Genomic DNA, 12566 nt, shown 5'->3' on the forward strand with positions numbered 1-12566 from the left:
AAATTGTTAAACAACAACTAGCTAATCAAAATATAAACTTATGAAAAACCTAAAGTTCATAATCCTGATATTGCTCTTTCAAGCAAAACTTTTCAGTCAGGAATCTCCTAAAAGAGAAATGCGTGCAGCGTGGATTTCTACCGTAGACAATATCGACTGGCCATCAAAACCTGGATTGTCTGATAAACAGATGAAAGCTGAAATGATTTCTATTTTAGATAATTTACGATCTAATAATTTAAACACCGTAATTTTTCAAATCCGCCCAACGGCTGATGCATATTACAAATCAACAAAAGAACCAGCTTCGCATTGGATAACCGGAACTCAAGGTGTTTCTCCTGGATTTGATCCGTTGCAAATGATGATTGATGAAGCTGGAAAAAGAGGAATGAATGTTCACGTTTGGCTGAATCCGTATCGTGTACAAAAAGACACTGTAAAAGATGTATTGACTAAATCTCATTTATATTTTAAGAAACCAGAACTATTTTTAACCTATGGGAAATCAAGATATTTTAATCCGGGTTACAAAGAAACCAGAGATTTTGTGGCTTCTGTAGTAGGCGAGATTGTTCGAAATTATGATATTCAGGCTGTTCATATGGATGATTATTTTTATCCATATAAAATAGAAGGACAAGAATTTCCAGATGAAAAAGCTTTCGCTAAAGAACCTCGTCAGTTTAAAGACAAAGACGATTGGCGAAGAGATAATGTTGATTTAATCATCAAGCAAATCAGAGATACTATTATTGCCAATAAACCAGAAGTTGAATTTGGAATTTCGCCTTTCGGTGTATGGCGTAATATTGCGAAAGATTCTCAAGGTTCTAATACCAAGGCAGGAGCGACTAATTATGACGATTTATATGCCGACATTTTAAAATGGCAGAAAGAAAACTGGATCGATTATGTAACACCGCAGTTGTACTGGCATATTGGTTTCGACAGGGCTAATTTTGAAGTTTTGGCAAAATGGTGGGCAGAACATAAATATGGTGCAAACGTTTATGTTGGTCATGGCGATTATAAGATTTCAAATACCGCAAAAGAGCCAGAATGGAGAAGTCCAGATCAAATTGTAAAGCAGATAGAGATGATTCGCAAAATGCCGTTAATAGACGGTTCGATGCATTTTACAGCAAATTCATTTTTCAAAAAAGGCGATACGTTAAGAAATGCTCTTGTTGAAAAACCATATAAATACATTGCCCTAACTCCTGAAGCAAACAGAATTACAAGAATAAAACCAAATGCGCCAACCAATGCGGTAATTGCTAAAAAAGGCGATACAGCAGTTTTAAGCTGGAAAGCCGAAATGCACGATAAGAAATATGTAATTTATAGATTTCCAAAAGGGAAAATTACAGATTTCTCCAATTCGGCAAATATTTATTACGTGACTGCGCTTACAAAATTGGAAGTTCCAAATCCTGATTTAGAGAATTATGTTTATGCTGTTTCAGCTTTAAGTCAGACACAGACAGAAAGTATTCCAGTAGAATTTACAACAAAATAAAAATGTAATAATGGAAAATAGAACATTTAAAATTGTATTCGCTTTTTTGATTTTTTTGGGAATCAGCAGTTATGCGCAGAAAAATTCCAAAAAATCTTTTGATGTAAAACGAAATGAAGTTTATATCGATTCAATGATGACCAACGCGCTGGAAAAAGGATTCTTTCCTGGAGCTCAGGTTATGATGGGAAACAAGGATGCTGTTTTTATTTCGAAAAATTATGGTTTTCAGGATTATTCAAAAAAACAAGCTGTAAAAAATGAGGATGTTTACGATCTGGCTTCGATGTCTAAAGTTTTAGGTGCAACGTTAGTAACCATGCGTTTGGTGGACGAGGATAAAATAAAATTGACGGACAGAGTAGGCGATGCAGTACCTTTTTTTAAAAATACTCCAATTGCAGATTTAACACTTTTTGAATTATTAACACATACTTCAGGATTAAAAGCCAGCATTACTTTTTATCAAAGTCTGCTTTCAACACCTGATGGAGCCCCGCTTTTGAGTGATAAAAAATCCGCAGAATATCCGGAATTGTTTGATACCATGTATGTAAACAAGAATATAATTTACGATGTCAATTATCTTTCGTTTACACCCAAAGAAAATTGGATTCAGGTTTATAAAAATATGTGGCTGAATCCTGAATTTCACAAAACAGTTTATGATCAGATTGCTAATGCAAATGTTAATCCGCGAGGAAAATATGTGTACAGCGATTTGAATTTACTTTTGGTAAAGGAAATGATCGAAGCCAAAACAGGAAAGAAATTAGATCAATTGACTAATGAAATTTACACAGAATTGGGTATTTCTAAAATTGGATACAATCCTTTAAAATGGACATCTATTGAAAATGTAATACCGACAGAATTGGATAATTTCTTTAGAAAAGACACTATTAGAGGTTATGTTCACGATGAAGCCGCAGCGATTTTTGGAGGTGTTTCAGGAAATGCAGGTTTGTTTGCCAATGCTCAATCCATTTCTGTTATCTGTCAGATGTTATTAAATGATGGGAAATTTCAAGGGAAACAAATTCTGAAAGCAAAAGTAGTAAAGGAGTTTACGCAATCGCCTTTAGCAAAAGGGGGCATCTACCGCGGACTTGGTTTTGACAAAAGAAAACCAGATGAATTTTTCAAAGCAGATGATTTTGGTCACACAGGTTTCACAGGAACTTTTTTCTTTATGAACCCAGACAATAACAGATTTCTCATTGTTCTAACCAATCGCGTAAATCCAACAAGAACCAACAGAATAATGTACAAGGATGATTTTATGGCAAAAATCTGGAAGCAGATTAATAAGTAAAAGTTTTTTTTGCCACGAATTCACGAATTAATTTGAAAATCTGTACGTGAAAATAATTTTGAATTACACCAATTTATTTGAAATAATTCGTGAATTCGTGGCGGAAAAACTTTGATTCATACTTTTATTTTAATCACATATAATAGAATATAACTATTGAAATTACAGTAATTTTGTAATCTCATCAACAAAAAATAAATCAGTTTTAGACAACAAATTAGAATATAATGTCAAACCAAGAGTTACAGCAGTTATCCGAATCATTAGAAGGAACACTTTTATATGATGATCTTCATAAAACACTTTATTCTACCGATGCATCAGTATACAGAATTAGGCCAAATGCTGTTGCATTACCAAAAACTACGGCAGACATCAGTAAATTAATTCAATTTGCGTCGAAACACAATATTTCTGTTACGCCAAGAACAGCCGGAACTTCATTGGCAGGTCAGGCAGTTGGAGACGGATTGGTAATAGATGTTTCGAAACATTTCACTAAAATACTTGGATATGACGAAGCAAAGAAAACCGTTACGGTGCAGCCAGGTGTGATTCGTGATGAACTGAATTTATTCTTAAAACCTTATAATGTATTTTTTGCTCCAATCACTTCGACTTCAAACCGAGCTATGATTGGCGGAATGGTGGGGAACAATTCTTCTGGAACCACTTCGATTCGTTACGGTGTAACGCGTGATAAAATTGTTGAGGTAAAAACGATTTTGAGTGACGGAACAGAAGTAGCTTTTGGCGAACTGACTTCTGCTGAATTTATGGAGAAAACGAAAGGAGATACTTTAGAAAATAAAATCTACAAAAGCGTTTACGACGAACTTTCCATAAAAGAAAATCAGGAAGAAATTATAAGAGAATTTCCAAAACCGGAAATTCACAGAAGAAACACGGGCTACGCTGTTGATATTCTGCTAAAATCAGAATTATTTGGAGGAACTGAACCAACTGTAAATCTTGGAAAATTACTTTGCGGAAGTGAAGGAACTTTAGCTTTTACAACCGAAATCACTTTAAAAGTAGATGATTTACCGCCAGCACATAATATTATGGTGGTGGCACATTATCATACTATTCAGGAATCATTGGAATCAGTTGTCGTGGCAATGAAACATCATTTGTACACTTGTGAAATGATCGACGACACGATTTTAGATTGTACTAAAACGAATCGAGAACACATTAAAAATCGTTTCTTTTTAGTTGGAGAACCAAAAGCGATTATGTTGTTTGAAGTGGCGTCGCACAATTTGGAAGATGCAGAAAAACAAGCGAATGCTTTAATTGCAGATTTAGAGAAACACAATTTTGGTTACGCCAGTGTCAAAATTTACGGAGCAGATATTGATAAAGCTAACGAACTTAGAAAAGCTGGATTAGGTCTTTTAGGAAGTATTGTTGGAGACGATAAAGCAGCCGATTCTATCGAAGATACAGCAGTTGAATTAAGTGATTTGCCAGCTTATATTGCAGAGTTCTCAGCTATGATGTTAAGCCACGGACAAGAAGCGATTTATTATGCTCATGCTGGAGCAGGAGAATTACACCTTCGTCCTGTTTTGAACTTGAAAAAAACATCTGACTTAAAATTATTCAGAACCATTGCGACGGATGTGGCGCATTTGGTTAAAAAATATAGAGGTTCATTAAGTGGCGAACACGGAGACGGAATTGTACGTGGTGAGTTTATTCCGTTTATGATTGGGGATAAAAATTACGAACTACTGAAACGACTTAAATTAGCGTTCGATCCAAACTCAGTTTTAAATATAGGAAAGATTGTCAATGCTTTGAAAATGGACGAAAATCATCGTGTGATTTCGGGAAGGGTAGAACCAGATATTAAAACGTTTCAGGATTTTTCAGATAGTTTAGGAATTTTACGTGCTGCGGAGAAATGCAACGGTTCAGGAGATTGTCGAAAAATGCCGTCGGCAGGAGGAGCAATGTGTCCGAGTTATCGAGCAACTAGAAATGAGAAAGAAACCACTCGCGCACGTGCAAACGCTTTAAGAGAATATTTGACGTATTCTGAAAAAGAAAACAAATTTGACCAAAAGGAATTATACGAAGTTTTTGAGTTGTGTGTAAGCTGTAAAGCTTGCGCAAGCGAATGTCCAAGTAACGTTGACGTTGCGACTCTAAAAGCAGAATTTTTATATCAATACCAAAAAGCAAATGGATTCTCAACTCGAAGTAAAATCTTTGCCAACAATGCCAAACTGAATAAAATGGGAAGTTTGTTCCCGTCAATTACGAATTTTATTTCGAATCAGTCCTTGGTTAAAAAATCAATGGGAATTGCTCCTGAAAGACAGGTGCCGCTTTTAGCGAAAAAGACTTTTAGAAAATGGCATCAAAATCATAAACCAACAGCTGCAGATTTTCTAAATGGAAGATTGTATTTATTTGTAGATGAATTCACGAATTATTACGACGTAAACATTGGAATTGATGCTTTCGAATTATTAACCAAATTAGGGTATCAAGTTTTGGTTGTAGATCATGAAGAAAGCGGTAGAACGTATTTGTCAAAAGGTTTTTTAGAAGAAGCCAAGAAAATTGCCAATCATAATGTAAATGTGTTTAAAGATTTGGTTTTAGCCAATGCACCTTTAATTGGAATTGAACCTTCGGCTATTTTGACTTTCAGAGACGAATATCTCCGTTTGGCAGATGATAAAGAAGCTGCGGAAAAATTAGCTCAAAATGCGTTTACAATTGAAGAATTCTTTAAAAAAGAAATCATAGACGGAAAGATAACTCCAGATTCATTTTCAGAGGAAACGAAAGAAATTAAAATTCACGGACATTGTCATCAAAAATCTCTAAGTTCTGTTGAAGCTACTTTTGCCATGCTGAATTTACCTAAAAATAATACAGTTACTATTTACAATTCAGGTTGCTGCGGAATGGCAGGTTCATTTGGATACGAAAAAGAGCACTACAAAGTGAGTATGCAGATGGGAGAAGATACTTTATTCCCGAAAGTGAGAAACACTGCAGAAAATGTAAAAATTGCCGCTGCAGGAACCAGTTGTCGTCATCAAATTTATGATGGAACAAAACGTGAAGCACAGCATCCGGTTAGTATTTTGAGAGATTGCTTGAAGTAGATTTAACTGGAAAGAGCGCTAAGAATTACGAGAAAAGGACGCAAAGTTTTTCTCTCGCAGATTTGGCAGATTGAGCAGATTTATTTTTGTATAATCAAAAATCCGCGGAATCTGCCAAATCTGCGAGAGAAATATAACTATTACAAACTTATTTTTTTGCCTGTTTCAGCAGCTTTATAAATTGCATTAATAATCCTAACATCTTTGATGCCTTCTTCGCCAGTAATATGATTTGGAAGTTTTTTATTGGCTAAAATAACTTTACAAATTTCATCCATTTGGGTTTGCTGTTGGTTGATAACGGGGAAATTAAATGGTTTTCCATCAGATCTTTTCCCTATAAAAGGGCCATAGCTCACAGCAGGACTCATCTCGAAGAAACCTTCATCTGCAGCAGCGTAAAATCTATCAATGCCAAAGCCACAAGAACTGCTGCAATTCGCAACAGCACCGCTTGGGAATTCCATTTGCCAAGTGATATTTTCCTCAACTTGAGAAAACATATTTTTATTATTGACATGTCCAAATTGTGCCGTAACTGAAATTGGTTCTTCGCCTAAGACATAACGCGAAACCTGAATGCAATAAATTCCTAAATTAATCAAACAACCGCCTCCAGCCCATTTTTTAGTCAGTCTCCATTCGTTACGGGCATTTAAATCGACTGGTTTATTTATGTCACGAACATCATAGGTACTATAGCCCAGTCCAGTTTCTATGTAACGAACCTGTCCCATAACCTTTTCTTGTCCCAATCGTTTTATCTCTAAATGATTTGGTTCATAATGCAAACGATATCCCATTGCTAATTGCACATTATTATCATTGCAAACTTTAATCATTTCTTCACAATCTTCGGCTGTAATTGCCATTGGTTTTTCAACAATAACATGTTTTCCAGCCTTTGCTGCACGAACAGTAAATTCTTTATGCAATGCATTTGGAGTTACAACATAGACTAAGTCAATGTCTTTGTTTTTGACAATTGAGTCAAAATTTTCATAATTGTAAATATTTTTTTCAGGAATATTGTATTTCTTCTTCCATGTTTCAGCTTTAGCGGGAGTTCCAGTAACAATTCCGGCAAGTTGACAATATTCAGAAACCTGAAGTCCCTCAGCCAGTAAAGAAGCATAGTTTCCTAAACCGCATAAAGCAATATTTAATTTTTTTCCAGTGTAAGGCACATGAGTTTTTTCTGTTTCAGTCATAAAAGAAGGAAGTGTGGTCATTACTACCGAAGCGCCAACACCCAGACCAAATATGTTTACAAAAGAACGTCGTGAAATTTTTTCCATAAAATGATTCTTTAAAATTAAATACTACTTAATTAGTAAGCTCATTTTGAGAAATGTTACATTTGTTATTAATTTAACCGCAAAGGCGCTAAGAATTACGCAAAGTTCACAAAGAATTTTTTAGCCACAGAATTTATGGGTTAAATAGGTTAAAAAAATCGGTATTAATTTGTGAAATCAGAGGCAATAATTAATTAGAGAAAATTCGTGAATTCGTGGCCAAAAACCTTTTCGCTTATCGTCTTTGTGGCAGAAAAAATAATTTGTGAATTCGTGGCAGAAAAAAATCACGTTTCATAAATTTGATTTACCGATAAAATTTGCATTATTTGCAAAATAAAACAAAAACGACTGAATTAAATTAATTTATAACAGCAAAACATATATGGCATTTTCAAGTTTATTCCGAAAGAAAACAGTGCAAGATATTCTGAAGCAGGTTGCACAGAACGAAACAGACGGTCATAATGCATTAGGAAAACATTTGACTACAAGAGATTTAACAGCTTTCGGAATAGCGGCTATTGTTGGAGCAGGAATTTTTAGTACAATTGGAAAAGCCAGTGCAGATGGTGGCCCAGCGGTAATCTTTTTATTCTTATTTACGGCTTTAGCATGTAGTTTTGCCGCTTTCGCTTATGCCGAATTTGCGTCCATGGTACCCGTTTCAGGAAGTGCCTATACCTATTCGTATGTAGCTTTTGGAGAATTAATTGCCTGGATCATTGGTTGGGCATTAATTATGGAATATGCCGTCGGAAATATAACCGTTGCCATATCGTGGAGTGATTATTTTACAGGATTACTCCAAAGTGGTGGTATTCATTTACCGCAATGGATTCAGATGGACTACCTAACGGCTTCAAACGGATTTAATGATGCCGAAGCTTTAATGCGAGGCGGAAAATCATTCGGAAATTTAAGCACAGCTTTACAACAGGCACACACAGCCTGGACAACAGCACCAACAATTGGATCTTTCCATTTTGTAACCGATTTGCCAGCTTTGTTTATCATTATCTTGATTACAGCTTTGGTGTATAGAGGAATGAAAGAATCTCGTAACGCCAGTAACTTAATGGTTGTAGTAAAACTTTGTGTGGTACTTTTGGTAATCGCAGTGGGAATATTTTATGTAGATACAGCAAATTGGGATCCGTTTGCGCCAAATGGAGTTGGAGGAGTTTTAAAAGGAGTTTCTGCCGTTTTCTTTGCTTATATTGGTTTTGACGCGATTTCAACCACTGCCGAAGAATGTAAAAATCCACAGCGTGATTTACCACGCGGAATGATGTGGGCGATTATCATTTGTACAATACTTTATATTGCCATTGCTTTAGTTTTAACAGGAATGGTAAAATATCACGAATTAAATGTTGGAGATCCTCTAGCATTCGTTTTCGATAAATTAGACTTAAAATGGATGTCAGGAATTATTGCGGTAAGTGCAGTAGTGGCAATGGCGAGCGTTTTATTGGTTTTCCAAATGGGACAGCCTCGTATCTGGATGAGCATGAGTCGTGATGGTTTACTGCCAAAGAAATTTTCTACCGTTCATCCAAAATTCAAAACACCATCTTTTGCAACTATTGTTACAGGTTTTGTAGTGGCAGTTCCAGCATTATTCTTAAACTTAACAATGGTAACGGATTTATGCAGTATCGGAACTTTATTTGCCTTTGTATTAGTTTGTGCAGGAGTTTTGGTTTTACAAAACAAACCTGAAATTCCGAGAGGGAAATTCAAAACGCCTTATGTCAATTCAAAATTCATTTTGCCAGTTTTAATGATTGCAGGCTTGTATTATGCTTTTGCTTTCAACAACAAAGCAACAATGGCGTTTATCAATAATGAACCACAGATTTATGATGCGACTTCGATTGTAACCTCTTTAGATAAATCAGAATCTGAGAAAGTTTTCAAATATTTAGAAAGCATCGAAGTAAATAATAAAACGGCTGAAACATCAGATTTAGAGCATTTATTAGGACAATATCAAGATGACGAAACTAAATATGCTGAAGTTGTAAAAGGATTGCCAATTGCGGACTCTGCGAAATATGAATCAGGTTTTAGCTTATTCAAACACAAGATTCCAATGTGGATTTTCTTATTTGTTTTGGTTGGATTAGCGGTTTGGGCATTCAGAAAAAATCTGTCTTTGATTCCGCTTTTGGGCTTAATATGCTGTTTGTACATGATGGCTGAATTAAGTGTATGGAACTGGATTTATTTTACAGTTTGGTTAATAATCGGATTGCTGATTTATTTTGGCTACAGCCGAAAAAACAGTAAACTGAATACTGAAAATATAGTTTAAAAAGTAAAATTTTTATAGAAAAGCCGTTCTAAGTACTTCAGAACGGCTTTTTGTTTTTTGTATATTTTTGTAGAAATATTCTTATTTTTTAAAAGTTTTTTTATTAGGTTTGTTTTTTGTGAATTTTAATTTTTTTTAGATATGAATTTTGTGGATAAGTTGTTGGGCAAAAAAGACTCTTCAATAGATGTTTATAGTGATTTTTGGAATTGGTTTTCGAAAAACGAAAAGCAATTTTTTGAAATTGTAAAAAAGGGTAAGAACATAAATAAAGATTTCTTTGACAAACTAGCTCCTAAACTAGATAAAATTCATGAAGATATTTATTTTGTAACTGGAATGTTTGATGATCAAACAGCTGAGTTAATTTTGACTCCAGATGGAGTACTTCAAAATATTTATGTAATAGAAGAATTAGTAAATGCTGCTCCACAAATGGAGGGTTGGAAAATTACGGCTCTTAAACCAGCATTAGATATTGATGATGTAAGAATAAGCTATGAGAGTTTTGAATTTGATAAAAATAATTTAAAATTTTTCGCTAACCTGCATAAAGACTATCCTGATGAAATCGATTTGACAATAGTTTATGACCATTTTTCAAAAGATAAAAAAAAGTTAGTAACTAGTGGAGTATATATTTTTCTTGACAATTATTTAGGCGAATTGCATTCTGTTACCTTAATAGATAATATGAAAGTGGTTGGGCCAAATGATATTTCTGGAGAGTTAATTCCAATCGAAAAGCTAAAAGATTATTTGATATGGAGAGAAAAAGAATTTGTAGAGAAATACGAAGGTACTAGACATAATACAGAAAATGATGGTTATTCAAGTTTTGAAGGGACTACAAAAGAAGGTGGAGTCGTCATAGCAATAGTTAATAGAGATCTTCTAACATGGGATAAAAAAGCATCTCATCCATGGTTGTTTTTAATTACAATTCCTTTTGATGGAAGTAACAATAATAATGGAATGCCAGATCAAGACACTTATCAGTTGTTAAATAAAATCGAAGATGAAATAACATTCCAACTTAAAGATTTAGATGGTTATCTAAACGTAGGAAGAGAAACCTTAGCCAATAAAAGAGAAATCTATTTCGCCTGCAAAGACTTCAGAAAACCGTCAAAAACAGCAGACCAAATAATTAAAAAATACAGTAACTCGTTAGATATAAGCTACGAAATCTACAAAGACAAATATTGGCAAACGTTTAGACATTACGAGCCAAGATAAAGTACAGAAAGCCGTTTTGATAACCTTCAAAACGGCTTTTTTATAAAAAATCCGCTTAGAGAAAAATCTCCAGCGGATTCAAACAAGCTAATAAAAAATGTGCAAATTTATTTATAGAGGAATGTTTATTTTTATTTTGAATAATTTTTCTCGCGCAGATTCCACAGATCTAGCAGATTTTTTTTTATAGTTTCTATATAAATCGGCATAATCAGCCAAATCTGCGAGAGAAAAGTTTTAGTGAATCTCTGTTCAAACTTCTTGGAGAATGGCTACGGAATTCAAAACTCCAACTTCAACCATACAAGCCCTCATCATTTCGTAAGTACGCTGAATATCATTATCCAAACCAATAGAAAAACGAATCAAGCCATCTGTCAATCCCATTTCTTTCTGTTCTTCCAACGGAATCTCGCTAGAAGTTGAAGTCCCAGGCGCGCTGAATAATGTTTTATAAAAACCTAAACTTACCGCCAGATATCCAAGATTTCGTTCCTGCATTAATTCCATTAATTCATTGGCTTTTTCCAAAGAACCAACGTCAATCGTCAGCATTCCTCCAAAACCATATTCAGGATTAATCATTGTTTTGTATAATTCATGGCTTGGATGGCTTTTTAATCCTGGATAAACCGTTTTTAAACCGTCTTTTTCAAATTGATCAGCCAGAAAATGTGCATTATGACTGTGTTGTTTAATTCGGATATGAAGTGTTCTAAGGTTTTTCATCACACTTGCAGAACGCAAACTGTCCATCGTAGGCCCTAAAAGCATGCTCGCACCAGAATTTACATTTTTCAACGAATTAATAAATTCTTTCGAAGCGCAAGTAACACCGCCAACCGTATCACTACTTCCATTAATGTATTTGGTCAAACTGTGAATTACAATATCAGCGCCTAATTTTGCTGGAGAAACAGAAAGTGGCGAAAATGTATTATCGACAACCAATTTCAAATTATGCTTTTTAGCAATTTTAGCCAAACCAGAAATATCCGCCACTTCCAAAAGTGGGTTACTAACCGTTTCGCAATACAAAACTTTCGTTTTTGGCGTAATCGCAGCTTCAACAACATCCAATTTAGTAATGTCAACAAAGCTCGTTTCGATTCCGAATCTCGGTGCAAAATTTTTCAGGAAAGCGTAAGTCCCACCATAAATAGTTCGGCTCGAAACGATGTGGTCGCCCGCACCGCAAAGCTGTAATAGAGTAGGCGTAATTGCTCCCATTCCCGAAGCCGAAACATTTGCTGTTTCTGTTCCTTCCATCGCTGCCAAAGCCTGATCTAAATACAAATTACTTGGCGACGAATGACGTGAATATAAATAACATCCTTCCATGTTTCCTTCAAAAGTATCAAACATGGTTTTAGCCGAAAGAAAAGTGTAAGTCGAAGAATCAGAAATTGACGGATTCACACCGCCAAATTCACCAAAGTATTGCAAATCCTGAATTTTATCTGCTGGGTTAAAATCGTTCATTAGTTTTTAGTTTGTTGTTTGTTGTTTGTTGAAATTGCTATTGAAATTGATTTTTGAAATTGAGATTTTTTAGGAGCTATTTCCTGCTATCCGTTTCAATCTTTTGTGTCTCGTTAAAGAAACGAGACACAAAAGGCTTTCCACTTCTATCAGGGCTAGGGCACTCATTTTCAAAAGAAATTCTATTCAAAATAAGATCTAATTAGAAAATTAATCAACTATAAAATTGATAATTAGATTTTAAAACTATAAAAATGTA

Annotated in this window: 7 protein-coding genes; 5 read left to right on the plus strand and 2 right to left on the minus strand. The window is 34.7% G+C overall.

The genetic code is table 11. From position 1 onward, the window contains the following. The first annotated feature begins 40 nt into the window (after window positions 1-40). From P2W65_RS11555 to P2W65_RS11565, 3 genes are all read left to right on the plus strand, one after another. The gene (locus P2W65_RS11555) at window positions 41-1522 is read left to right on the plus strand and encodes a glycoside hydrolase family 10-like protein (protein ID WP_289665702.1); all 1482 of its coding nucleotides are present in this window, start codon (window positions 41-43) and stop codon (window positions 1520-1522) included. A gap of 10 nt (window positions 1523-1532) precedes the next feature. Next, on the plus strand, window positions 1533-2837 hold the full coding sequence (locus P2W65_RS11560) for a serine hydrolase domain-containing protein (protein WP_289665703.1): 1305 nt from the start codon (window positions 1533-1535) through the stop codon (window positions 2835-2837). A gap of 227 nt (window positions 2838-3064) precedes the next feature. Continuing rightward, window positions 3065-5968: an FAD-binding and (Fe-S)-binding domain-containing protein gene (locus tag P2W65_RS11565; protein WP_434783362.1), complete on the plus strand. Its 2904-nt coding sequence runs from the start codon at window positions 3065-3067 to the stop codon at window positions 5966-5968. Between the two features lie 140 nt (window positions 5969-6108). On the opposite strand, the gene P2W65_RS11570 is transcribed toward P2W65_RS11565, so the two are convergent. Then, window positions 6109-7266 carry a Gfo/Idh/MocA family protein gene (locus P2W65_RS11570; protein ID WP_289665704.1) on the minus strand — a complete coding sequence of 386 codons (1158 nt, stop codon included), beginning with the start codon at window positions 7264-7266 and terminating at the stop codon, window positions 6109-6111. Between the two features lie 385 nt (window positions 7267-7651). Between P2W65_RS11570 and P2W65_RS11575 the strand changes: the two genes are divergently transcribed. Continuing rightward, entirely contained in the window at window positions 7652-9586 is a 1935-nt protein-coding gene (locus P2W65_RS11575; RefSeq protein ID WP_289665705.1) for an amino acid permease, read from the plus strand. Between the two features lie 141 nt (window positions 9587-9727). Then, window positions 9728-10825 (plus strand): DUF695 domain-containing protein, encoded by a 1098-nt coding sequence (locus P2W65_RS11580; protein WP_289665707.1) that lies wholly within the window; start codon window positions 9728-9730, stop codon window positions 10823-10825. Window positions 10826-11077: 252 nt separating this feature from the next. Here P2W65_RS11580 and P2W65_RS11585 read toward each other — a convergent pair whose 3' ends face one another. Further along, entirely contained in the window at window positions 11078-12307 is a 1230-nt protein-coding gene (locus P2W65_RS11585; RefSeq protein WP_289665708.1) for an aminotransferase class I/II-fold pyridoxal phosphate-dependent enzyme, read from the minus strand. Window positions 12308-12566: the final 259 nt, after the last annotated feature.

It is taken from the genome of Flavobacterium panacagri (assembly GCF_030378165.1).
In the GTDB taxonomy this organism is placed as follows: Bacteria; Bacteroidota; Bacteroidia; order Flavobacteriales; family Flavobacteriaceae; genus Flavobacterium; species Flavobacterium panacagri.